Below are 23,585 nucleotides of genomic sequence, written 5' to 3'. Positions count from 1 at the left end.
AGTACATACTGAACAACTGCTAATTTTAATTCCTCACTGAACAATTCTTTTCCCATAGATTTCTGCACCCCTTTCGTTGACTTTCTTGTCCAACTTTTGGGGTGCAGTTCAATGCGCCGTTCATCTTGACCGTTGACTGGCTCGGCTGGCTTTGCTATTCGGTAGCCAGACGAATGCTTTTGGTCGCCATGTTATTTCTAAAAGCAAGATCATGTTCTACGAAGATCATGGTAGGAGAAAATTCTCTAATCAGATTTTCAATTTGCATTCGAGAATAGATGTCAATATAGTTAAGAGGTTCATCCCACACATACAGATGCGCTTGTTCACAAAGGCTTTTTGCTATCAACACTTTTTTCTTTTGTCCCGCCGAAAAATCTTCCATTTTCTTTTCAAACTGTATTCGTGAAAAATCCATTTTCCGTAAGATTGCCTTAAACAAACTTTCATCAACACGATTGGCTTCCGCAAACTCTGATAACGAACCGTTCAGCATAGAAGTATCTTGAGGTACATAGGACAATATCATGCCAGAACCTATTGCAACTGTCCCACGATGTTCTATTTGTTGCCCAACCAGTAGCTTTAGAAGGCTCGTTTTCCCAGAACCATTTTTTCCATAAAGGGCAATGCGTTCTCCCTGTTTTACTGTAAACGAGATTGGCTGGCAGACATTTTTGCCGTCAAAAATCGGTACAACATCAGAGAAAGTCACTAAGGTATCTGAAAAATAGAGAAGCGGAGCGATTTTCAAATCTTCTACGGTTTCCAAATTTTTGAGAAGGCCGGACTTTTCCTCGATTGCACGTTGCTGCCGCACTTCGATAGCCTTTGAGCGTTTCATCATTTTGGCAGATTTGTGACCAATATACCCTCGATCAACCGGGCCGTTCCCATATTTTGACGCTTCAATTCGGTCTGACCAGACAGAAGTTCTTTTAGCTGCCTTTTGCATATTATCAATGCTTTTTTTCAGCTTCACATTTTGAGCGAGTTCAAATTCTTGTTGACGCTGGAAGTTGGTAAACCAAGTAGAAAAATTTCCGCTTTGCACTTCGATGTTTGACCGATTGATCGACAGGATATGGTCAACACAGCCATCTAAAAAACAGCGATCATGAGAGACTAAAATGAATCCCTTTTTCCGTTTCAGGTATGCTGAAACGGTTTCTCTGGCTTCCATATCCAAATGGTTTGTCGGTTCATCAATCAGTAAAAAGTGTCCATCATTCAGAAAGAGGGTGGCAAGCAGCACCTTGGTCTGCTCCCCATTGGAAAGCGTAAAAAATGGTCTCCAAAGCACATCATCACGGACTTCCAGATAGGATAGTTCTCTCAACAGCTCCCATTCTTCCGCCAGCGGGCAGACTTCCGAGAGAATGTCCGCAGTTAATCTGTTTTTATTGCTAACAGGGTATGGAAAGTAATCAAATTGCACAGAGGCTTGTATTTTCCCATGGTATTCGTACTTTCCAAGCAGAAGATTTAGAAAAGTTGTTTTACCTCTGCCATTTCTACCAATGAACCCAAGTTTCCAATCTGTATCAATTTGAAAATTGACATTTTCAAAAATGTTATCATAGCTGGATGGATAGGCAAAGGTAAGGTTCTCGACTCGGATCATCGACATATCGCATTCCTCCTTTATTCCGGGGATAAAGAACATAAAATAAGAGCTGCAAGAAAGTCAATTCTTGCAGCTCGTCACAGCATAATAGTACCACCCCTATCAAGAGTGATACGCCTACGATATATCGAGTGAATAGACTTTTAACTTTCTTGCAATGGGTACAATGGTACTGTAAAACACAGTATCACTGTATATTCCAATTTATTTGCAAGAAAAGTTAATCATCTTTCCACCTCACCTCTAATTTTATGTATGTTAGTGTATCACAAAGACACAAGCAAGTCAAGGAAAAGGGCAATGATGATAATGAGTATAAGGCAGGGTACTTTCTGTTTTTGCTTCTCTGCGGGATATGAGATTTCGTAAAATCCGATTTAGATGTTAAGGCTCATGTATAAAAGCGGATAAGGATTGCCCTGTTCGTCAAGGTCTGTCCTTTTATAAACCTGAAAGCCCATGTGTTCATAAAAGCCCTTGGCCTGTGGGTTTTGCTCATTCACAGCCACCCGCTCTACGGCATAGGTTTTAATCCCATATTGGAGCAGGCGCTTTCCGAGCCCCTTTCCTCTTTCTTCCGGGGAAATGAACAGCATTTCCAAGGTGCCGTCCTTGATCCCCATAAAAGCCCCGGGGCAGCCCCTATCATCTTCTGCGATCATCAAATGCGCAATTCCAGCGAGCGCCTGCGGTACATATTCTTTTATCTTTTTGATTTCACTGTCCGACAGAAACAGGTGTGTTGCTCTTACAGAACTTTCCCATACCGTCAGCAGCCGATTTATGAAATCCGCCGTCCTGTTTTTGGTTTCTACTTCAATGAATCTCATTTTTCCTTTTTGCATATCTAATTTCTCATTTTCTTCCCCGCTGCGGGTTTGGATTTTTCAGCAAGTCCGACTTCTGTGCAATCCTTTTCAGCCATTTCTTTTCCTCCTCCGACAGCTTCCCATAGTTCAGTTTGAGCCGCTTGCAGATAAAGGCCATCGCAGCCTGTTCCGGGTCGCTGTTTGGGCTGGCGGCTTCTTCGGCGGTCTGCAAGAAATCTTCCAGAGGATTGTCCTCCGGGACACTGAAAAAATCGTCCTTGTGGGCTTTCCGCAGGTCAAGGGCTATCTTGTTTATATCCTGCTGTATCACATGGCGGCAAAAGCTGTCATCGTCAATGTGGGCGGCGATCAGCTGCCTTAACTGCGGGTCGGTCAGACCGGGATTGTGCTGCTTCATAATAGTTGCGCTCACAGCGTCCACAATGGCGTTTGCCCCCTGTACCTGCTTTGCCGCTATGCCGTTTACATAGATTTCAAGGTCAGCCATGAGCCGGGGAAAATCCGGGTGCGTCGCCAGTTCACACAGGAGGGCATTATCCACCAGCCTGCTTTTCAAAAATTCAATCATATCATCACTCAAACGCAGGTCTGCAAGATCGGCGTTTGGGTGATTTTTTGTTTCAGAACGGCACAGCAGATAATCAACGGACACTTCGTAAAACTTTGCCAGCTGGATAAGGGCATAGTGGCTGATGTCCTTGAACTTGTCCCCCTCATAGCTGCCTAACGCAGACTTGGAGAGATGGGTTTCTTCCGCAAGCTGCTCCAGCGTCAGGCCACGCTCCACACGCAGGTCTTTCAGGCGTTCTTGTATGGATAGTTCCATGTTCTCCCTCCTTGTCTGCTCGACAAACTGGAATTGCCTAAAGCAGTAAAGCAGTACCCCTTACAATTTTTTCTTTTACTGCTGATACAGTATCTTTGACTGAGTGCGTAGTTGTATCAATAACATTTGATTCATAGATTCCTAAATTGGAAAATTGTTCCCACATCGTTTCAACTAATTCAATATTTGTTTCTCTGTCTAACTTTGAGCGTTTGATAGCTCTCTTCATAGTTTCTTCTTTACTTGCTCTTAAAACGATATAGTGTACTTCATAATGCTCTTGAACAATGTTGAGCCACGGCTCTAAAAACCACGGTCCTACAATACCATCTACAATTACATCATATCCACCACGAGCATATCGCTTCGCGGCTTCTAAAAATGCTTCAATGACAATCAAATTTTGCTCATTTGATTCTGGCAAATATGGTGGTATTGCCCCTTTACTCAAATAATGATAAAAGTCATCTGTGTGCATATGCACAGATTTTTCCAAATCCGATTCTTTTGCAACAGTAGATGCCGTTGTAGTTTTCCCCGTCCCCGGCGAACCTGTGATTACAATAATTCTACCTTGATCCATCTATGTGTTACCTCCACAACTTCAAATTTACTGTTCAGTTTCTTCCATTCTACCACAATTCCGAGAGCGTGGAAATGGGGGGATTTTCAGGCAGATTTCCCACCTTTCGGATATACGGGACGGGCGGTCATTTCGGTGTAGACTTAGGTTAGTTCATCGATGGACAGCACCTTGAAAACCGAATGACCGTCCGAAAAGGAATACCCCCGGCTGGGGAAGCACCGCAAGGAGCCGACTTCTGGACACTTTGTCCAGAGGTCACTTTGGGACAAGTTGTCCCGAAGTTATGGTGAGCGTGCCAACGCCGGAACACGCCGCAGGAATGGGGCAGGAAGCCTTTTCGGGGAGAACGGCAGCGGAAAGCAAAACGGAGGGAACGCATGAAAAATAATCCCTACAAAGACTTGCCGCCGCTGGAATGCAGGCCGGACGGTTCCCTTTACCGCATGACCCCGGCGCAGCGGAAACGGGCAAGCGCCCTGATACGCCGGGAGTGCTGTTGCTGTGAGGACGGCAACTGCATTGCCCTTGACGATGGGGACACCTGCACCTGCCCGCAGACGATTTCTTTCTCGGTCTGCTGTAAGTGGTTCCGCTGGGCGGTCTTGCCGCTGGACGGGACGCTGGAAGCGGAAATTTTCCGGGATAAGGACTTGAAACGCTGTGCGGTCTGCGGCGGTGTGTTCGTCCCCAAATCCAACCGGGCAAAATACTGCCCCGGCTGTGCCGCCAGAGTTCACAGGCGGCAGAAAACAGAAAGTGAACGGAAAAGGAGGTCTGCTGTGGACAGTTAGGAGCGAAAAAAGCCTTGATTTATCAGGCTTTGCAAGCCCCAAACCGGGGCAGGTGGTATAAAGTATCGCCCGCCCCGGAAAACGGGCTTCTAACCGTCCACAAAACGAACTATGACAAATACCATCTATATCCACCAGCCGGAAAAGGCGTTCAGCTTCACCCGGCTCCCGAATTTTCTCTTTGAAGCCCCCACATTCAAGCCCCTGTCCAACGAGGCAAAGGTTCTGTACGCCTTTATCCTGCGCCGGACAGAGTTATCCCGCAAGAATGGGTGGGCGGATGACTGCGGACGGATTTTCCTGTATTACCCTATCTGTGAAGTGGTCACACTGCTCCATTGTGGGCGGCAGAAAGCGGTGAATACCCTGCGGGAACTGCAATACGCCGGACTGGTGGAGATCCAGAAGCAGGGCTGTGGAAAACCCAACCGCATTTTCCCAAAATCCTATGAAGCGGTTCCAAACACCGACTTTAAGAAATCCCGTTCTGGTACACCGGAGGACTGAAAACCGTACCCATGAAGTACGGAAATCACTCCTGAGACGTACGAAAACCGGACGGTATATAGAAATACAAAGATAAAAAGACTGATTTATATTCTATCCATTCCAATCCTATCCGAGCTATTTTCTGCGGGATTTTCCCTGTGGAAAACCCCGGATAGGAAAGGAATGGGGAAAGGAGCAGAATGGCACAACACGCAATTTTACGGTTTGAGAAGCACAAGGGCAACCCGGCAAGGCCGCTGGAAGCCCATCACGAAAGACAGAAAGAACAGTATGCCAGCAATCCCGACATTGACACAAGCCGGAGCAAATACAACTTCCATATCGTCAAGCCGGAGGGACGCTATTACCACTTCATTCAGAGCCGGATTGAGCAGGCCGGGTGCCGAACCCGCAAGGACAGCACACGGTTTGTCGATACGCTGGTAACTGCCAGCCCGGAGTTTTTCAAGGGGAAATCCCCAAAGGAGATACAGGCGTTTTTCCAGAGGGCGGCGGACTTCCTCATTGGCCGGGTAGGACGGGAAAATATCGTGTCGGCGGTGGTACACATGGACGAGAAAACGCCCCACCTGCATTTGACCTTTGTTCCGCTGACAAAGGACAACCGCCTGTGTGCAAAGGAGATTATCGGCAACCGGGCAAACCTGACGAAGTGGCAGGACGATTTTCACGCCTATATGGTGGAGAAATATCCTGACTTGGAGCGTGGGGAGAGCGCCAGCAGGACAGGCCGGAAGCATATCCCCACCCGGCTTTTCAAACAGGCGGTTTCCCTCTCCCGGCAGGCAAGAGCCATTGAAGCCACACTGGACGGCATTAACCCGCTGAACGCCGGAAAGAAAAAAGAGGAAGCCCTCTCCATGCTGAAAAAGTGGTTCCCGCAGATGGAGAATTTCTCCGGGCAGTTGAAAAAGTACAAGGTCACAATCAATGACCTGCTGGCGGAGAATGAGAAGTTGGAAGCAAGGGCAAAGGCCAGCGAAAAAGGAAAGATGAAAGATACGATGGAACGGGCAAAGCTGAAAAGCGAACTGGACAATTTACAGCGGCTGGTTGACCGTATCCCGCCGGAAGTGCTGGCGGAGCTGAAACGGCAGCAGCGAACAAGAGGGAGGTAAACGCTATGAACAGAAATTCAAGCTGCATGATGAAAAATAATCATACGGAGGACACTGGATGGTAAAAAGCGAAAGCGACATTATTGATACAATACACACCGGGCAGGTCATTACTGACGAGAACGGCACACAGTATTTTGTATGTGGGAAAAACCGTATCAAAATCTCCGAACATTTTGCCGCTGGCGGTCGTCCGATTGGCGATCTGATTGTGGATGTCGTCCGGCACACGGCGGCAAGGGCAGCTTCTTCGTGACCCATCGTTGATACACGCCCACGCTTATGATATAATTGCCATAGAGCAAAAGTATTGTAAGCGTGGGTTGTTTCTTTAGAAGGAGGATTTTTACGGTGAAACAACCTTACAATACTACCATTTACAACACGGCTCTTTATATGCGGTTAAGCCGTGACGATGAAAGCTATGGTGACAGCGTAAGCATTGAAACGCAGCGGACAATCCTGCAACAGTACGCAAGGGAGCAGGGGCTTCATGTGGTCGGGGAATATGTGGACGATGGGTGGAGTGGGACAAACTTCGAGCGTCCGAGTTTCCAGCGCATGATGGACGATGTGGAAGCCGGAAAAGTAAACTGCATTGTCACCAAAGACCTGTCCCGTTTCGGGCGGGAGCATGTGATGATGGACTACTATCTGGAATTTCTGTTCCCGGAAAAACGGGTGCGGTACATCGCCGTTGCGGAGAATGAGGACACAGAAAAGGGACTGTCCGATTTTGTGCCATTCAAAAACCTGTTCAACGAATGGTTCGCAAAGGACACCAGCCGCAAGGTAAAAACTGCTTTCAAGGCAAAGTTTGCCGCCGGACAGCGTATCAGCGCCTATGCTCCCCTCGGGTACAAGAAGCACCCGGAAATCAAGAACAAGCTGATAATCGACGAGGAAACCCGCTGGATCGTGGAGAAGATTTTTGACCTTGCTATTCACGGCAAAGGGGCGGCCAGCATTACAAGGATATTGATTGCGGAAAAAGTACCGACGCCGGGATTTATCAACTTCCAGCGTGACGGGACTTTCGCCAATATCTATGCTGGCGCACCAGAGGAAAAAGGCTACGCATGGACGATAGCGCAGGTCAAAAGCATTATGAAAGATGAAACCTACATCGGCCATACCATCCACTACCGGGAGACCAATATTTCCTTTAAGAACAAGCGGAGGATACGCAAGCCCCAAAGCGAATGGGTGCGGGTGGAGAACACGCAGGAGCCGATTATCAGCGAACAGGTTTTCCGGCAGGTACAGGAGCAGATCGCAAGCCGCCGGAGGGAGCGCAAGAATGGCACGACACAGATTTTTGCGGGGCTGATAAAGTGTGCGGACTGCGGCTGGTCGCTGGCCTACGGGGAGAACAGACAGAACAGCAAGCCCTATGGCTACTACCATTGTAGCAAGAACGGGCAAGGCACACGCCAATGCTCCATGCACTACATCCGCTATGATGTGCTTTACGCCTATGTCCTCTCCCGTCTGCAATACTGGTCGGCGCTGGTACAGCACGATGAAGAACAGCTTTTGAAACGGCTGCTGAACGCCAATGACAAAGGACAGGCCGCCGCAAGAAAAAAACAGGCTGCTGAACTGAAAAAAGCGGAGAAGCGGAAAGCCGAGGTCGATACCCTGTTTGCCCGGATGTATGAGGACTGGGCGGCGGGGCGTATCACAGAATACAACTTCAATATGCTGTCCGGGAAGTACCAAAGCGAACAGGCGGAACTGGAAGAAAAGATTGAACAGCTTCAATCTGCTATTGCCGCTGAAAGCCAGAGTGCCGCAGACGCAGAAAAATGGATTGCCTTGATGAAAGAGTGCGTCAATCCCACGGAACTCACCGCTGAACTCTTGAACACGCTGATTGAAAAAATCCTTGTCCATGAGGCGGTCAAGAACGAGGACGGAAGCCGGGAACAGGAGGTAGAAATCTTCTACCGCTTCATCGGCAAAATTGATTGAATGACACCAATATCTTTAAGTATGTGATACCGGCGCAAGCTATCCTGACATTACCCTTCTGCCGCCTCTAGCCCGTGCACTTGGCATGACTGTCGATGCGCTGCTCGACTTTCACCAGGCCCCCTCTCCCGAAGAGCTGCTTGCTATCACGCAACGTCTGCGTGCCGTATTTGATGAGCAGGGCTTTGATGCCGGACAGCAGGCAACGGAAGAAGCACTGCATGAATATCCGTCCTGCGGTACGCTCAAAATCTCAGCGGGCGGGCTGTATTTCCATTATCTCGCCTCTGCCCTTGCTCATGCAGATGATCCTGAACAAAGAGGTGAGGCGCTCATCGCCCGCTGCCTTGCGCTGTTCGAGCAGGGCGAGCAGCAAAGCGAGGAGCCGGGCGAGAGGCTGGGCGCCAAACTGCTGCGCATCAACGCACTGACCATGCTCGGGCGCTACGACGAAGCGGAGACGCTGATTGACAGCCTGCCCACGCGGCCGCTGGCAGATGCGGACGTGCTGCGTCTCAACCTACGGCTGGCACAAAATCGATTGGGTGAAGCCGATCAACTTGCCCGAAAGCGACTGTTCACCCATGTCCACGAAACACTGGGTGCACTGATGAACCTGACCACGGTTGCGCGTCGGAAAAAGGAGTTTCCCGCTGCACACCGTTATCTGAACGCCTACCGCGCGCTAGATGAACTGTTCGAACTGGACCGTTCCAACGGCCTGCTGCTCGAACTCATGCTGGCACAGGATGAAGGCGACACTGCTCGTACATTTGCTCTGCTTGATGCGTATATCGACGCACGACTGTCCTACACACTGGATTATCGGGGAAATCCGTTTTTTGCAGGTGTACAGACCCGCGTGCCAACCAAAAATGAAATCATCGAGAGCCACCGCCTGACATTGCGCTCTCTGGAAGAGGATCCACAGTACGAACAGATGCGAGGGGACCCCCGCTTTCAAGCCGCGCTTGACCGGCTTCGTTCCATCATTTCTTCGGAAACATAAAAAAACGCCCGAAACGGTTTTCCGTTTCGGGCATCACCCTTTATTGAGACATTTTTTCATATTCAGAATGGAACTCCCTTTTTTATTCTCCGGGAAATAAATATAAAAAAACCACGCCGCCGCATCCTTTTCCAGCATGCGCTCCCTGCGTGGACATATCCGTAAGCGTTTTACTTATCGCTATGCGTCTCATGTTCCTCACCGAAAATCAAATCATCGATATCCGGACGGTCGGGCTGCTGGGGAATCTTCAGATTTCTCATATCTCTGTGCACCTCCTTTTCATACTTTTTTATTCATTATATCATCTTATGCAAAAAAAGCAAATAAAATTCCTGTAAAGTTACACAAATGTAACAAATTTTTGACCAGCTGAGCGCTGACCCATCATCAACATCGGACCGTCGGGCATAAAAATACCCCGCCCTGCCGATGCAGCCCAATTAGTAACCTGCACGACTCATGCAGGTGGGTTTTCTGTTTGGCATGTCTGCGCTTCCAACGTCCGTGTATACCCGGGAGGCCTGCTGCTCAATGCCAAAACTTTCCGAAATCCCGTACTAAAAATGTGGGTTAAAAAAGGGCTGCTGTCGTACAGGGCAGGGATTTGACTTATCCATGCCGCGTGCGAATACGAATTATTCTTCCTCTTCCGCCTCGGCGCGTTCCATTACGATGTCAAACACCGCATCTGCGATTTCGTCGTCCTCGACCGCTTCGAGCATTTCCTCGCCGTCTTCCTCTACGATTTGCATGATAACAACTTCTGCATCCTCCTCAACGGAAAGCTCCGCCGGGATAAACGCCAGATAGGTTGTTCCCTGATATTCCACGGTGTCGATGTGCTCAAACTCAACTTCGTTGCCGTCCTCATCAATCAACGTGACAAAATCGTTGCCGTATTCCTCGCTCACGATCCGGCACCTCCTTAACGATTCAAATTCGGTATATGCAGAGAGAATTGCTCCCTCTGCCTTTAGCATAACAAATCGAGTCGCTTTTGTAAAGCCCTATTATCGAGCGCCGTACTGTCATAGTATGCTGCCTGTGCGAAATATCATACCAGTTAAAATAGCCGAAATAAAGCCTTGACTTTCTTTTTCATTTCTGATATAGTATTTCAGGTAACAAGGAAGAAGGCAATGTCCTCACCCGCAGCGCTTGAGCAAACGGGTCAATAAAGCCAAAATCCGTATTGGTACGGGTTTGCGTTTTATGCATGGAGGACGGTCGCTTTCGATCGGTCCTTTTTCTTTTTGTCTTAACCCATTTATCGTTTGGAGGTGCTTACCAATCAGCAGCATGGAACATCAAATCAATGAAGAGATCCGCGACAAAGAAGTCCGTCTGATCGGCGATGACGGCCAGCAGCTCGGCATTGTTCCCATCCAACAGGCACAGGATGCCGCCGTGGAAAAGGGTATGGATCTGGTGAAAATTGCCCCGCAGGCGAAGCCGCCGGTCTGCAAAATCATGGACTACGGCAAGTTCCGCTTTGAACAGGCCAAGCGTGAAAAAGAAGCGCGCAAGAACCAGCGCGTCGTGGAGATCAAAGAGATTCGCCTGACCCCCAATATCGACGTCGGAGACCTGAACACCAAGGTAAAAAACGCCTGCCGCTTCCTAAAGGACGGAGACAAGGTCAAGGTTTCGGTTCGTTTCCGCGGCCGCGAGGTCACGCATGCGTCGCTCGGTCAGGATCTGCTCCATCGCTTCGCGGAACTGTGCTCGGAATGCAGCACGGTAGAAAAGCAGCCCAAGCTCGAAGGACGTCAGATGCTGATGTTTCTGGCGCCCGCTAAGGACAAGTAAACCAAAACGCGCCTTGCGCGCAAATTCAGAGAGGAGCAAACCTTATGCCTAAGATCAAAACGCACAGCGGTGCAAAGAAGAGATTCTCCGTTACCAAGAACGGCAAGTTCAAGCGCGGCCATGTTGGCAAGCGTCACCTGCTCAACGGCCATGGTAAGACGACCAAGCTGAAGCGCCACCTCCGCAAGGAAGGCTTCGCGGATTCCACGAACGTAGCGCAGCTCAAGCGTCTGCTGCCGTATAAGTAAGTAACAACATCTTTCATATAGGAGGCAATTACAATGGCAAGAGTTAAGGGCGCAATGATGACGCGCAAAAGAAGAAAGAAGATCCTCAAGCGTGCAAAGGGCTACTGGGGTGCCAAGTCTACCCACTATCGTGTAGCCAACCAGGCGGTTATGAAGAGCCTGAAGTACGCATATATCGGCCGTAAGCACAAGAAGCGCGACTTCCGCCGTCTGTGGATCACCCGTATTTCGGCTGCTGCCAAGTCCTGCGACATGAACTACAGCCGCTTCATGAACGGTCTGAAGAAGGCCGGTATCGACCTGAACCGCAAGATGCTTGCGGAACTGGCTGTCAACGACAAGGCTGCTTTCGCAGCACTTGCTGAGAAGGCTAAGGCTGCACTTTAATCTTTTGTTTGCTTACCCTGCTGCACATTGCGGCAGGGTTTTTTTATTGGCATAATTCACAAACACCGCTTCGCTTTTTCTTGCTCTGCTGATAAAATTGCGCTATAATAATCTTGTGATTTTCTAACGGACAAAGAAAGGTGGTCATTTATGCAGCAGCCGATCCGTATTATCTCCCGTTCCAACAAGCGTCTGTATGCAGATGCGATTCCGGGTCATTTTGCAACCAATCATTCCCACATCAACTACTATATCGACATGTCCGCAATTAAGCACAACATGACCATGGCGCTGGAGGCCGCACATAGTATCGCATTCCACTTTTCCTCCGTCAGCGTAGATACCTTGCTCTGCTTGGAGGGCACGGAGTACATCGGCGCATATATTGCCAAAGAGCTTGCCAGCTCGGGCATTGGCAGCTTGAACAGCAACAAAGTCATTTACCTTGTCGAGCCGGACAGCAATGTCAACGGTCAGTTTATGTTTGCGGACAACCTTCGTCCCATGATCGAGCACCGCAATGTGCTGGTGCTGGTCAACACCGCTTCCACCGGTCAGACGCTTTCGCAGACACGCGAGTGCATTGAATACTACGGCGGCCGCGTAGCCGGTTATTCCGCGTTGTTCTCAAACATTTCCGAGCTGGACGGCAAACCGGTTGTCAGCCTGTTTTCCGGAGAGGATTTCCCGCATTATCACAACTTTGTACGCGGTAAAAACTGTCCCGCCTGTGCAGCCGGCGTACCGTTGGACGCCATCGTCACCCCGCGCGGCTACACCAAACTATAACAGAAAAACCGGAAGGCTCAGCCTTCCGGTTTTTGTTTTCCGCAGCCGTGATGTCCGCAGCAACCACCACGCATGCAATGCGCACGTTTTTCGCACACTTCAACGTCACCGCCCTCGATGCGCAAAGTACGTCCATTGACCATCGCCTCTGCCAGTTTGTACCGCGCCGCATTGTAAATTGATTGTACTGTCGTGCGCGCCACGCCCATTTGCGCAGCTGCCTGTTCCTGCTGCATCCCCTCCAGATCAATCAACCGGATGACCTCATACTCATCCAGTCCCAGCATAATCGGCTCACCCATACAGCCAATTCCACGTGGGCCAAACTCGCGGCAAAGCGGCAAGCCGCACACACGACGGCATTTTTTCGGTCTGGGCATGGCTTAGCCGTGGCAGTGACCGCCGCAGGCATGGTCACCGTGCGAAGCACAGTCATGCCCTTCCCCATGATGCCCATGGTGGCTGCACTGGACATCCGGATTATACACAAGAGAACCGGACAGGAACGCCTCAACCGCCGCATCCGCACTACCCTGTACACCGCCGAGCAGACGGATATTCTCTTCTGCGAGCGCGGCCTGCGCGCCTCCGCCGATACCGCCGCAAATCAACGTATCCACGCCCTGCGCTGCAAGGAAGCCTGCCAGCGCACCGTGTCCACTGCCGTTTGTATCCACGACCTGCGAAGAAAGGATTTTTCCATCCTTGGCTTCATATACTTTGAACTGAGCGGTATGGCCGAAATGCTGGAATACCTGCCCATCCTCATAAGTGACTGCAATTTTCATGGAAATACGCCTCCGCATTTTGTTTCCGGCATATGCCGGTTATAAATCTATTATATTATATTTCCGGCATATGTCAAGAATAAAAAAAGCAGCCCACAGGCTGCTTTCCTTTTCTTCACTTACGAAGGAATTCCGGCAGACGGCGGCGTGCCTCCAACCGATAGATGCGCGCGCCCTCGGACGAGAATTTTTCCTCATATTCCGTCATCACATTGCCCTCAAAATCCGAGTGATGCAAGTCGAGCGAAATATTTTGCAGCAGCCAGCCAAACTGGCAAATCTCCGCCAGCGTCCACTCAAAGAACCGCTGATTATCGGTTTTAAAGCAGATATCGCCCTCCTGCTTTAAAATCTCGTCGTACACCTCAAGATAAGCGCGCCACGTCAGACGGCGCTTGCGCTGCCGATTGGGCGGCCACGGGTCGGAAAAATTCAGATAAATACGGTCCACCTCACCAGGTGCAAATACCTCACGCAGCTCGGCTGCGTCAAAGGATACAAAGCGCAGGTTAGGCAGCGGGTGCTGCTGGCAGCGTTCAGCCGCCATAATGAGCGCCCCCTCCTCCCGCTCGACCGCAATAAAATTCACGTCCGGATGCTGCTCCGCCATGCCAATAGCAAAACGTCCCTTTCCGCAGCCGATTTCAACGTGCAGCGGATGGTCGTTTCCGAACAGCGCACGCCATTTGCCGCGTTTTTCCTTCGGCTCGAACGCCATCACATCCGCGCAGGCGGCAAATCGAATATCAAGATTTTTCTTTTTGCGCATTCTCATGCGTCAAATTCCCCTTTTTCCTGTATATTTTTCAGCCTTTTCATTATATCCTGCCCCTGCACACTTGGCAAGTAAAATTGACAAATTTCCATAAAACACGCTATAATACAACTATATTCAATTGGGGGATGTATTTATGTTTCACCGTTCCAGCGGCGTGCTTGCGCACGTCACTTCCCTGCCCTCACCGCACGGTGTTGGCACCATGGGAAAAACCGCTTATGAATTTGTTGATTTTCTCGCGGCAGCACATCAGACTTACTGGCAGGTGTTGCCTCTCGGCCACACCGGCTTTGGTGATTCGCCCTACCAGTGTTTTTCCGCCGCGGCGGGCAACCCGTATCTGATTGACCTGGATTTACTGGTGGAGGATGGATTGCTGACTGAAGCGGAGGTCAAAGCAGCCGACTTTGAAGCCTCGCCGGACACGGCGGATTTTGAACAGCTGGCTGATACCCGCTGGCCGCTGTTCCGCAAGGCCTATTCGCGTGTAGATGACGAGCTGCGCGAGAAAATCGATGCCTTCACCGAAGAGCACGCCGAATGGCTGCCGGATTATGCGCTGTTCATGTCGCTCAAAGAAGAGAAATACCATCATATGCCGGTCTACATGTGGCCGGAAAAAGCGGTGCGCGACCGTAAACCGGAAGCACTGAAAAAAGTAACCGAAGAGCTGCGGGACGAAATTGACTTCCGCATTTTCCTGCAATATATTTTCTTCACCCAATGGAAAGCACTGCGCAAATACGCCAACGAACACGGCATTCAAATCATCGGCGACATTCCGATTTATGTTTCTGCTGACTCTGTGGACGTATGGACGCATCCCAAGCTATTCAAGCTCAAAACCGATCTCAGCCCAAAGCTGGTCGCAGGTGTGCCGCCTGACTACTATTCAGCCACCGGCCAGCTGTGGGGGAATCCGGTCTACGATTGGGATGCACACCGCGCAGAAGACTTTGCCTGGTGGATTTGGCGCATGAAGAGCAACATGGCGCTGTTCGACGTGGTAAGGCTCGACCACTTCCGTGGCTTTGCCGCCTACTGGGAAGTGCGCGCAACCGAGGAAACCGCTATTAAAGGACATTGGCGTAAGGGGCCGGGCATGGAGCTGTTCCATGCGATGGAAAAGGCGCTCGGTTCTCTGCCGCTGATTGCAGAGGATTTGGGCGAAATGACCGATGAGGTACGTGAGCTGCTGGCGGAAAGCGGCTTTCCGGGCATGAAAGTGCTGATTTTTGGCTTCACACCCGACTGTGACAACGAACATCTGCCGCATAACTTTGTGCCGAACAGCATTGTATACACCTCCACGCATGACTCGCAAACCGTATGCGAACAGATTATGGATATCTGCACCGAACCGGAAAAACAATTTGCCTATCGCTATCTGCGCACCTCGCACAGCGAAGCCATGGGATGGAGCGCAATCAAGAGCGTATGGGCCTCTCCTGCACACATCACCATGACCACATTACAGGATTTGCTTTCTTTGGGTGCAGATGCGCGCATGAACACCCCCGCCACTATCGGAGGCAAAAACTGGCGCTGGCGCGTACGTAAAGAGGCATTGAACCCCACGGTCTCCGCCATGCTTGGCGAAATTACACAGACTTACATGCGCGGATGAGACTGCGCAATGTCAAAAAGGATAAGATAGCATGAAAATTACGACCGCAATTTTTGATTTGGACGGCACCCTACTCAACACGCTGGGTGACCTGACTGACAGTGTCAACTGTGCCATTGTGCGCCGCGGCTTTGCAGCTGTAACCGAAGAGGAAACCCGTGTACGCGTTGGCAATGGTGTACGCAAGCTGATTGAACGCTGCATCCCGGAGAACAAGCGTACAGAAGCGATGATTGACACCTGTCTGGACGAATTTCGCACGGCTTACAACCAGCGTATGATGAACCGTACCCAACCGTATGACGGCATCCTGCCCCTGCTGCGGCAGCTGAAAAAGGCCGGAGTCTCGGTCGGCGTATTATCTAACAAGTACGATCTGGCTGCCAAAAGCCTGATTCGTCACTTTTTCGGCGACTTGGTGCAGATCACCTACGGCGAACGGCCGGATATTCCGCGCAAGCCCGATCCCACCAGCGTATTGCAGCTGCTGCGCGAACTGGGCGGTGATGCAGCCACGACACTCTACATCGGGGACAGCGCAACCGATATGCAGACGGCTAAAAATGCCGGTCTGCTGGCTGTTGGCGTAACATGGGGCTTTCGCTCGGCCGAGGAATTGACAGATGCCGGTGCGGACGCTCTTGTCAGCAGTCCTGCCGATCTGCTCCCATTGTTCGAGCGCGGCCTGCTGGCCGTGGATGCCATCTGTCAGGCATTTACAAAGCGTGGCTTTGGCTTTACTTATTTTCCGACCGCAGCAGACGCCATGCCGTACCTCATCAACGCTTGTTCGGGCAAATCTGTTTCGCTCGGCGGCTCCATAACACTCAAGGAGCTCGGTTTTCCCGATGCCTTCTCCAACAGCACCGCAGTGCATTGGCATTGGGTACGTGCCGGGGAGTTTTTCCAAACGCCGGATATTTACCTCAGTTCGGCTAATGCATTGAGCGAAAACGGCGAGGTCGTCAATATCGACGGCACTTGCAATCGTATCGCCGGTACGCTGTTTGGTCCAAAACGCTGCATCTTTGTCTGCGGTATCAATAAGCTGTGTCCTGATCTGGAGAGCGCTATCGACCGAGCACGAAACATTGCCGCTCCGCTTAACGCTCAGCGTCTGGGGAAGAAGACACCTTGCGCTGTGGACGGCAAATGCCACGACTGTCAAAGTCCCGATCGTATCTGTCGCGCAATGACCATTCATATGGGACCGCCGCAGAGCATGGAACGCTGTGAAATCGTTTTGATTGGCCAGCCGCTTGGCTATTGATCTGCTCTTACCGTTCCGACGCTAAATCCGCGTGTTTTAAAGAAAAACACGCGGATTTTTTCAAATGCAACTCGTAGTTGCGTGATTTCAAAGCAAACACGGTGGCGTGCAACCGTGTTTTTCGATATAATAGCCTCACTAACCAAGGAGGTAACCAAACATGACACTGGGAGAGAAAATCACCGATCTGCGAAAAAAGCACGGTCTGTCGCAGGAAGATCTGGCGATCACATTGGGCGTATCCCGGCAGGCAGTCAGCAAATGGGAGCTTGGCGACGCGACGCCGGACACGGACAAAATCGTGGCGTTGGCAGAATATTTTGATGTGACGACCGACTGGCTGCTGCGGGATATCGAACTGTCTGCCCCGGAAAGCAAAACCAATTCCATCGCATCCGTTGCAGAAATGCTCCGTGGTGCCCCTATGTTGCTGAACCTGACCATTGGCGGCAATATCTTTGGCGCTGCCTTGATGATTTACGACCTGTGGCAACAAACGTATTATCATATCCCGACCATTGTCGGTCTATTCATACAGGTCGGCATGTGCACCCTTTTTCTTGGACTGTGTAGTTCCATTCAAACGCAGGACAACAGTACCGGACAGCAGTGGCAGCAGAGATACTGGCGGTGCAATATTTATGCGCTTGCACTCATGCCAAGCTTCTGGGCGGCCAGTATCACGCTCGACATACTGGCACAGTGTTTTCCTGTGTCCTCACTTCTCCTGCTGCCAATGACAACAGTGGTCTATGTTCTGGTATGCGCGCGGATGCACTTCGTCACCCGTGGGGTTCGATAATTTTTTTATTTTTTTCATATTTCTGCTTGACAGAACATCATGCCTTTGCTATAATAAATATCGCGCTGATGAGTTCGGCGCGATACAAAATGCGGCTGTAGCTCATCTGGTAGAGCGCCACCTTGCCAAGGTGGAGGTAGCGAGTTCGAGCCTCGTCAGCCGCTCCAGAACAAAAACACTGTCAAATCGGCAGTGTTTTTTGTTATTCAAACTTATTTTATACAAGAAAACAATAGCCCTGTCAATCGACAGGGCTATTGTTTTCCATATTCTTAATTTGATAAGAGCCGTCTATCAGGCGATGCAGCAGCTTTTCAAACTGTACCCCATGCATCGGATCGGTTTCCTGCTCCAACGTATACGCGATGCAATCCTTGACATATTCCCCTGCTTGTTCACAGGCCGCTGTCAGCCGTTCACCGTTGAGCAGCGCTGACAACATGACCGATGCAAACAGATCCCCTGTACCGGGATAATATCGGTCAATGCGCCGATGCAGGCTGAGCGTGCCATCACTCTCCGACAGGCAGCCCGAACCGACCTTTCCTTTCTCGAAATCCAACCCGGTCAGCACAACCTGTGCACCATAGCGTGTGCGCAGCGCCCGCAGCCACTCCCACGCCTCGTCTGCATCACGCGGTTTGCTGCTCGGGTCACGGTCCAGTAAAATCGCCGCCTCGGTTGTGTTGGGTGTAATGATATCCGCAATCGCACACAACTCACGCATACGGGTACACATTTCTGATGTATAGGTATCATACACTTTCCCATTATCTCCCATGACCGGATCGATCAAGGTCATCCCATCCGCCTTTTTCAGCCGTCTGGCTGCCTCCCCGACACAGTCAATCTGATCTGCCGAACCCAAAAAGCCTGCATAGATTGCCTCAAAGCGCAGCCCTAGCGCATCATATTGGTCGATTGTTCCCGGCATTGCATCGGTCAGGTCTGTGGTAATCCAACCGGGAATTGCAGTATGCGTGGAAAACACTGCCGTCGGCAGCGGCACACACTGATGCCCTCCCGCAGAAATCACCGCAATAATTGGTACCAGCGACGACCGTCCAAAGCCCGACAAATCATGCAGCGCCAGAACCTTTTTTTGCATGGCCATTCACATCCTTTTTTTCTGTCCGTGTTCCATCATACGATGAATCCGTGCCCCTGTCAATCATTCTTGCTTTCTCCTGGCCATAATGGTAAAATAATTATATTATTTACGTTAACTGTCAAAGGAGTCTTTCCATGCTCAAGCAACGCATTTTTTCTATTATTCTGGTACTTACTCTGATTTTTTCCAGTGCTGGCGCTGTCCAGACAGCGCAAGATGGTATGCACGGCGTATGGGTATCCACCATATACAATATCGATTATCCCTCTGCGCAAGGTCTGTCGGTAGATGAACTCAAGAGTGAGGCCGATACCATGCTCGATAATATTGCGGCGATGGGACTGAATACGGTTTTCCTGCAGGTTCGTCCTTCCGCCGACGCACTTTATTCATCGGAGATTTTCCCGTGGAGCCGGTATGTCAGCGGTACTGTCGGACAGGCGCCGGACGGTGACTTTGATGTCCTCGCCTACTGGATTGAAGGCGCTCATAGCCGCGGCTTACAGCTGCACGCTTGGATCAATCCCTATCGCATCACAAAAGACGGCGAAAGTGAGTGGGAGTCCTTGCCCGAGAACAGCCCCGCCAAGCAGCATCCGGAATGGGTTGTAAAATACGAGGACAATTACTACTTTAATCCCGGTTTGCCTGCCGTACAGCAGCTTGTGGTGGATGGCGCATCTGAAATCGTGAAAAACTATGACGTAGATGGCATCCATCTGGATGATTATTTCTATCCGGGCACAGATTTTGATGATTCCTCCACTTATGCCCGCTATGGACAGGATTTCAGCGACATCGGTGATTGGCGCCGCGATAACGTTAACACCTTGATCGCCACACTTGACAAAACGCTACACGAAATCGATCCGACCTTATCGTTTGGCGTCAGCCCTGCCGGTATTTGGGACAACAAAACCGACAATCCCAAAGGCAGTGAAACCAACGGCCGCTCTTCCTATCGAGAAATCTATTGCGATTCCGTCGAATGGATTAGAAAGGGAACGGTCGACTATATCTGTCCGCAGCTTTACTGGTCTATCGGCTATGAAATCGCCGATTTTCAAGTATTGGTAGACTGGTGGCAGCAGATAGTCTCCACCAGCGATGTGGCTCTGTACATCGGCATCGGCGCCTATCGTGCGGCCGAAGCCCAGCCGGGTGATGTCTGGTATGGCACGGATGAACTACAGCGTCAGCTCACCCTGCTAGACAACAGCATTGATATTCAGGGCGAGGTATTTTTCAGTTACTCTTCCCTGCAAAACGTAGACGGCTGCGCGGCAATGCTTTCCGAGCACTATGCATCCAATGAAAAAACACCGGATGCCACGCCGGATACTTCGGTGCAGCAGTCCTCGCTGCTTGAACTGGTTTCCCGGTTTATTGCCAGCCTGTTTCATTCATAACAAGGAGGCGTTTTCCTTTGGCAGATCTTCTCTCCCGCGAATATGAGGTTAATTACGGTCACATCGACAACCGCGGTATTGCAAAACCATCCTTTCTCTGGCTGGTCATGCAGGATGCCGCCACTGTGCACGCAGAATCGCTGCATCTTGCCCAAGACGAGCTGAATATCCTGTGGGTACTCTCACGCATGAAAGCGCGTCTGACACGCCCTCTGCGCCCGTATGAGCGCATCCGCTGCGAAACATGGTGTCCCGGCATTCGTGGAGCAAGCTGGTATCGCTGTTTTGCATTCTTTGCGGATGAACAGCAGATTGGAGACGCACAATCCATGTGGGTCACGCTCGATCCCGTATCGCATCGTATCCTGCGTCCCAGCTCTTTCCCTGCAGCGGAAAGCTATCTGCACACTGCGCGCGGAGAACTGTTTGAACCGCTGCCCAAGCTGTCCTGTGATACTGTCCGGCCGCATCATATCCACACCGTTCAGTATTCAGATTTGGATGTCAACAACCACGTCAATAATGTGCGCATTGTAGAGCTGATTTCGGACGCGCTCGACTTACAGCGCCAGCCGGGCTTTGTCTCCTCCTTGCAGGTCAACTATACCGCTGAAACCGCTTTTGGTGAACAGCTTGCGCTGCTCTGTGGCACGACAGACGGCGCGCGCTATGTACGCGGTGAAACAGACGGAAAAGCGCATTTTGAGGCGCTTGCAACCCTATCGCCATTTGAAATGCAGGAGGCATGACCACATGACCGAACTGATTCAACAAGCCACGGAGGATATTCTCCGCGTATGCCAACCGCACCGAATCATTTTGTTTGCAGAAAAGCGAACCATGGCCACAGGCAAGCTCAAGGCACTGAGCCTGTGTGTCATCGTACCGGACGGCACGGATTGCCGTCATTTGCGCACTCAGCTGCATCTGGCGCTTTCCGCTGATATTCCAGTCAATTTAAGTGTATACACCGCCGAGGAGTGGGACGATCTACTGGAGGATGAAACCTCTTATGCCGCATGGATCGCCCGGAAAGGCCAGGTGATTTATGAGCAGAAAACGTAGAGGCGCATCCGATAGCCACTTTTACTATAAATGGCTGGATAAGGCGTTATGTGACCTGCAATGTGCACGCCTGCTGCTGACATATGGCGGTGACCACTACAACATCGCCTTCCACTGTCAGCAGGCCATTGAAAAAGCGTTAAAGGGATATTTATTATTCCGCACCGGCCGCCATTATGACGGTCACAACCTGACTTATCTGTGTCGTCAGGCCATTCAGCAGGATGCCGATGCTTTCTCGGAATATCTTGACGAGAGCGCCGCACTCAATGATCTGTATATTGAAACACGATATCCGACCGACCTGCCATTCGAAATTGATGAAATGGAAATCCGGCGATATTTGGACATGGCCGAACGCATGTTCGCAGCTATTCGGCGCGAACTATATGCCAGCGGCCGACCGCATTGCGTCGAATAGCAGAAAAAAGCTGCTGCAACGTGAAGTTGCAGCAGCTTTATATTTGCATCTCACCTGTTAAGCGCGTTCATTCTCATTCTGCGCTTTTGCAGTAAGCCCATGACGAATGGGTTTCCACTCGACTTTTCCAACCAGCGCGACCAAAGAAATCGGGATATATGTCAGCATAAACAGCGGGAAAGTAAATACATACAAAATCTTTTTCCAAACGCTGCCCTTGATTTTCTTCCATTCAGTCCCCATCGTGAACGCACCGAACATAAACAAACTGAACGAAATTCCCTTGACTGTGGACAGAACAATTCGTCCCAGCATACGCAATACACGATATGTAATAAACGCCGGCTGTGACAGACTGCTCAGGCAGGCAAACAGGGCAAGCCCCAATACACCGATTGTCACCAAATTGCAAGGTGCTACCGTCATGAGCATATCATAGCAGGATACACCCTTTCTGCCGCCACGCAAACAACCGCGGAGCAATGGCGCCGTGTACTTCGCATCCACCTGATAAAAGCCTTTGCTCCAACGCAGACGCTGATCCCAAGACTGACGGAACTGAATGGGCTGCTCGTCATAGATAACTGCCGTACCGCAATAGCCAATCTTCCGACCGCGTGCCGCACAGGCAATGGAGAACTCAATATCCTCCGTCAGCAGATGATAGGGCCAGCCACCTTCTTCACGGATGACATCTGCCGCAACCAAAAAGCCTGTACCGGAAACAGCACAGTTGACACCAAGTTGTGTGCGTGGACGATTGAGAAAACGCGCCTCACGCAGGAACCAAAGCGCATAGCCTGCGGAAATCCAGTTGTCGCAAAAGTTTTTCGAATTGCGGTAGCTGGTCAGCGCAGTGTACTCGCCAGTGTCAAACATCTTATTCATCTCACGCACAAATTGCGGGTCCACCAGATTATCGGCATCGAACACAAAAAATCCGTCATACGTTTTTTCGCCGTAATCCTCGAAAATATGATGGAACAAATAATCCAGCGCATATCCCTTGCCAACCTGCACCTTATTAAACCGCTCATACACGATTGCACCCGCCTTGCGGGAGACATCCGCCGTGCCGTCCGTGCAGTTATCCGCAATGACAAAGATGTCCAACAATTCCTCTGGATAATCCTGTCGTTTTAGCGTTTGAATCAAATCTCCAATAACGCCTTCTTCATTACGCGCTGCAATGATTGCCGCATATCGATGCAGCTTTGCATCCTGCTTGCCCTGACGGCCTTTGCCAAGCAAGCCAACCACCAGATACACGATCTGATAGGCATATGCTGCTGTAAAAAATACAAATAAAACGAATTGCAGACTCTCTAAAAACCGAAGCATATAAATCCTTCGTCTCCTTCATCTTTGTCCGATTATTATCATCCCGTTTTTCCTTGTAATATCATAGCACTATTCCCGTTTAATGCAACAGCTTTTTGCGCTTTTTCACCTGCTTGCCCGCATTTTTCTCTGTTCGCACAAAAATCCAGCGATTTTTTCTGCAAATTTCATCACTGTTTTCTGTCACATTTTGTCGTTATGCTAATCGCATTATAGCACACTACTTCTACCCATTTCCGCAAGAAATTATGAAGATGAAAAATATTTTGCTATTTTGTCACACAACACAGCCCTCAATCGTTATCGTAGTGAAAGACTAACTATTAAAAGTCAAGGCTAAAAATGTGGATTGGCAAAAAAACGTAGACGGATCAAAAAAGGTATAGCAAAGCTGACGTCCGTTAGGACGCCTCCGCAGAACTATGAAAGCAACGAGGTTATGCTGCGGCATAGGGTCTCTGGGACT

At 50.2% G+C, this 23,585-nt stretch carries 26 protein-coding genes, 1 tRNA gene, 1 other RNA gene and 1 pseudogene; 18 read left to right on the top strand and 11 right to left on the bottom strand.

Annotated features, from left to right (window positions below; all coding sequences use genetic code 11):
- Positions 1-154: 154 nt before the first annotated feature.
- The 4 genes from ACTQ34_RS14190 to ACTQ34_RS14175 form a co-directional block, all read right to left on the bottom strand.
- On the bottom strand, positions 155-1,630 hold the full coding sequence (locus ACTQ34_RS14190; RefSeq protein WP_235398761.1) for an Lsa family ABC-F type ribosomal protection protein: 1,476 nt from the start codon (positions 1,628-1,630) through the stop codon (positions 155-157).
- A 374-nt stretch (positions 1,631-2,004) separates the two neighbouring features.
- On the bottom strand, positions 2,005-2,457 hold the full coding sequence (locus tag ACTQ34_RS14185; RefSeq protein WP_021391067.1) for a GNAT family N-acetyltransferase: 453 nt from the start codon (positions 2,455-2,457) through the stop codon (positions 2,005-2,007).
- Between the two features lie 25 nt (positions 2,458-2,482).
- Positions 2,483-3,283, bottom strand: a complete 801-nt coding sequence (locus ACTQ34_RS14180; protein WP_021391066.1) for a helix-turn-helix domain-containing protein — start codon at positions 3,281-3,283, stop codon at positions 2,483-2,485.
- Positions 3,284-3,320: 37 nt separating this feature from the next.
- Entirely contained in the window at positions 3,321-3,866 is a 546-nt protein-coding gene (locus tag ACTQ34_RS14175) for an AAA family ATPase (RefSeq protein ID WP_021391068.1), read from the bottom strand.
- Between the two features lie 380 nt (positions 3,867-4,246).
- Here ACTQ34_RS14175 and ACTQ34_RS14170 point away from each other — a divergent pair, with 380 nt between their 5' ends.
- From ACTQ34_RS14170 to ACTQ34_RS14145, 6 genes are all read left to right on the top strand, one after another.
- Positions 4,247-4,660: a cysteine-rich VLP domain-containing protein gene (locus tag ACTQ34_RS14170; protein ID WP_032548360.1), complete on the top strand. Its 414-nt coding sequence runs from the start codon at positions 4,247-4,249 to the stop codon at positions 4,658-4,660.
- Between the two features lie 111 nt (positions 4,661-4,771).
- Positions 4,772-5,167, top strand: coding sequence for a replication initiator protein A (locus ACTQ34_RS14165; protein WP_008666017.1), 396 nt, complete (start codon positions 4,772-4,774; stop codon positions 5,165-5,167).
- Between the two features lie 182 nt (positions 5,168-5,349).
- Positions 5,350-6,288 (top strand): MobV family relaxase, encoded by a 939-nt coding sequence (gene mobV, locus ACTQ34_RS14160; RefSeq protein ID WP_032548363.1) that lies wholly within the window; start codon positions 5,350-5,352, stop codon positions 6,286-6,288.
- Between the two features lie 58 nt (positions 6,289-6,346).
- A complete protein-coding gene (locus tag ACTQ34_RS14155; RefSeq protein ID WP_032548367.1) occupies positions 6,347-6,544 on the top strand; it encodes a hypothetical protein in 198 nt (65 codons plus the stop codon).
- A 95-nt stretch (positions 6,545-6,639) separates the two neighbouring features.
- A complete protein-coding gene (locus tag ACTQ34_RS14150; RefSeq protein WP_021391045.1) occupies positions 6,640-8,262 on the top strand; it encodes a recombinase family protein in 1,623 nt (540 codons plus the stop codon).
- 85 nt (positions 8,263-8,347) lie between these two features.
- Positions 8,348-9,271, top strand: coding sequence for a hypothetical protein (locus tag ACTQ34_RS14145; RefSeq protein WP_441364369.1), 924 nt, complete (start codon positions 8,348-8,350; stop codon positions 9,269-9,271).
- Between the two features lie 414 nt (positions 9,272-9,685).
- Here ACTQ34_RS14145 and ssrS read toward each other — a convergent pair.
- Positions 9,686-9,880: non-coding RNA, 6S RNA (ssrS, locus tag ACTQ34_RS14140), on the bottom strand.
- Positions 9,881-9,909: 29 nt separating this feature from the next.
- Positions 9,910-10,185, bottom strand: coding sequence for a DUF1292 domain-containing protein (locus ACTQ34_RS14135; protein WP_373164783.1), 276 nt, complete (start codon positions 10,183-10,185; stop codon positions 9,910-9,912).
- A gap of 388 nt (positions 10,186-10,573) precedes the next feature.
- Here ACTQ34_RS14135 and infC point away from each other — a divergent pair, with 388 nt between their 5' ends.
- From infC to ACTQ34_RS14115, 4 genes are all read left to right on the top strand, one after another.
- Positions 10,574-11,083: a translation initiation factor IF-3 gene (infC, locus tag ACTQ34_RS14130; RefSeq protein WP_297284107.1), complete on the top strand. Its 510-nt coding sequence runs from the start codon at positions 10,574-10,576 to the stop codon at positions 11,081-11,083.
- Between the two features lie 44 nt (positions 11,084-11,127).
- On the top strand, positions 11,128-11,331 hold the full coding sequence (gene rpmI, locus ACTQ34_RS14125) for a 50S ribosomal protein L35 (RefSeq protein WP_054327617.1): 204 nt from the start codon (positions 11,128-11,130) through the stop codon (positions 11,329-11,331).
- 33 nt (positions 11,332-11,364) lie between these two features.
- The gene (gene rplT / locus ACTQ34_RS14120) at positions 11,365-11,718 is read left to right on the top strand and encodes a 50S ribosomal protein L20 (protein WP_373164780.1); all 354 of its coding nucleotides are present in this window, start codon (positions 11,365-11,367) and stop codon (positions 11,716-11,718) included.
- Between the two features lie 150 nt (positions 11,719-11,868).
- The gene (locus ACTQ34_RS14115; protein WP_441364368.1) at positions 11,869-12,507 is read left to right on the top strand and encodes an orotate phosphoribosyltransferase; all 639 of its coding nucleotides are present in this window, start codon (positions 11,869-11,871) and stop codon (positions 12,505-12,507) included.
- Positions 12,508-12,524: 17 nt separating this feature from the next.
- Here the strand turns inward: ACTQ34_RS14115 and ACTQ34_RS14110 are convergent, their stop codons facing one another.
- The 3 genes and pseudogenes from ACTQ34_RS14110 to trmB all read right to left on the bottom strand — a co-directional run bounded on the left by ACTQ34_RS14110 (position 12,525) and on the right by trmB (position 14,070).
- Entirely contained in the window at positions 12,525-12,887 is a 363-nt protein-coding gene (locus tag ACTQ34_RS14110; protein ID WP_441364367.1) for a DUF134 domain-containing protein, read from the bottom strand.
- A gap of 3 nt (positions 12,888-12,890) precedes the next feature.
- Positions 12,891-13,295: pseudogene (locus tag ACTQ34_RS14105) on the bottom strand (NifB/NifX family molybdenum-iron cluster-binding protein); the annotation flags it as partial.
- A gap of 115 nt (positions 13,296-13,410) precedes the next feature.
- Positions 13,411-14,070, bottom strand: coding sequence for a tRNA (guanosine(46)-N7)-methyltransferase TrmB (gene trmB / locus ACTQ34_RS14100; protein ID WP_441364366.1), 660 nt, complete (start codon positions 14,068-14,070; stop codon positions 13,411-13,413).
- A gap of 136 nt (positions 14,071-14,206) precedes the next feature.
- Between trmB and malQ the strand changes: the two genes are divergently transcribed.
- From malQ to ACTQ34_RS14080, 4 genes are all read left to right on the top strand, one after another.
- Positions 14,207-15,700: a 4-alpha-glucanotransferase gene (malQ, locus tag ACTQ34_RS14095; protein WP_441364365.1), complete on the top strand. Its 1,494-nt coding sequence runs from the start codon at positions 14,207-14,209 to the stop codon at positions 15,698-15,700.
- Positions 15,701-15,731: 31 nt separating this feature from the next.
- Positions 15,732-16,970: an HAD-IA family hydrolase gene (locus ACTQ34_RS14090; protein WP_441364364.1), complete on the top strand. Its 1,239-nt coding sequence runs from the start codon at positions 15,732-15,734 to the stop codon at positions 16,968-16,970.
- A 160-nt stretch (positions 16,971-17,130) separates the two neighbouring features.
- Positions 17,131-17,772, top strand: coding sequence for a helix-turn-helix domain-containing protein (locus tag ACTQ34_RS14085; RefSeq protein ID WP_441364363.1), 642 nt, complete (start codon positions 17,131-17,133; stop codon positions 17,770-17,772).
- Positions 17,773-17,863: 91 nt separating this feature from the next.
- Positions 17,864-17,939: transfer RNA gene (locus ACTQ34_RS14080), tRNA-Gly, on the top strand.
- Between the two features lie 74 nt (positions 17,940-18,013).
- Here ACTQ34_RS14080 and ACTQ34_RS14075 read toward each other — a convergent pair.
- Positions 18,014-18,880: a pyridoxamine kinase gene (locus ACTQ34_RS14075; RefSeq protein ID WP_441364362.1), complete on the bottom strand. Its 867-nt coding sequence runs from the start codon at positions 18,878-18,880 to the stop codon at positions 18,014-18,016.
- A 137-nt stretch (positions 18,881-19,017) separates the two neighbouring features.
- Here ACTQ34_RS14075 and ACTQ34_RS14070 point away from each other — a divergent pair, with 137 nt between their 5' ends.
- From ACTQ34_RS14070 to ACTQ34_RS14055, 4 genes are read left to right on the top strand one after another with little or no spacing between them, the layout of a single operon-like run.
- A complete protein-coding gene (locus tag ACTQ34_RS14070) occupies positions 19,018-20,292 on the top strand; it encodes a glycoside hydrolase family 10 protein (RefSeq protein ID WP_441364361.1) in 1,275 nt (424 codons plus the stop codon).
- A gap of 17 nt (positions 20,293-20,309) precedes the next feature.
- The gene (locus ACTQ34_RS14065) at positions 20,310-21,041 is read left to right on the top strand and encodes an acyl-[acyl-carrier-protein] thioesterase (RefSeq protein ID WP_441364360.1); all 732 of its coding nucleotides are present in this window, start codon (positions 20,310-20,312) and stop codon (positions 21,039-21,041) included.
- Between the two features lie 4 nt (positions 21,042-21,045).
- Positions 21,046-21,357, top strand: a complete 312-nt coding sequence (locus ACTQ34_RS14060; protein ID WP_441364359.1) for a hypothetical protein — start codon at positions 21,046-21,048, stop codon at positions 21,355-21,357.
- Complete coding sequence (locus ACTQ34_RS14055) at positions 21,341-21,778, top strand: HEPN domain-containing protein (protein ID WP_441364358.1); 438 nt, start codon at positions 21,341-21,343, stop codon at positions 21,776-21,778. Before ACTQ34_RS14060 ends, ACTQ34_RS14055 begins: the two co-directional genes overlap by 17 nt.
- A 57-nt stretch (positions 21,779-21,835) precedes the next feature.
- On the opposite strand, the gene ACTQ34_RS14050 is transcribed toward ACTQ34_RS14055, so the two are convergent.
- Positions 21,836-23,119 carry a glycosyltransferase family 2 protein gene (locus tag ACTQ34_RS14050; protein ID WP_441364357.1) on the bottom strand — a complete coding sequence of 428 codons (1,284 nt, stop codon included), beginning with the start codon at positions 23,117-23,119 and terminating at the stop codon, positions 21,836-21,838.
- Between the last annotated feature and the right edge of the window lie 466 nt (positions 23,120-23,585).

The sequence above is a fragment of the Agathobaculum sp. LCP25S3_E8 genome (assembly GCF_052117165.1).
In the GTDB taxonomy this organism is placed as follows: Bacteria; Bacillota; Clostridia; order Oscillospirales; family Butyricicoccaceae; genus Agathobaculum.
This window is presented reverse-complemented; position numbering and strand designations above follow the sequence as displayed.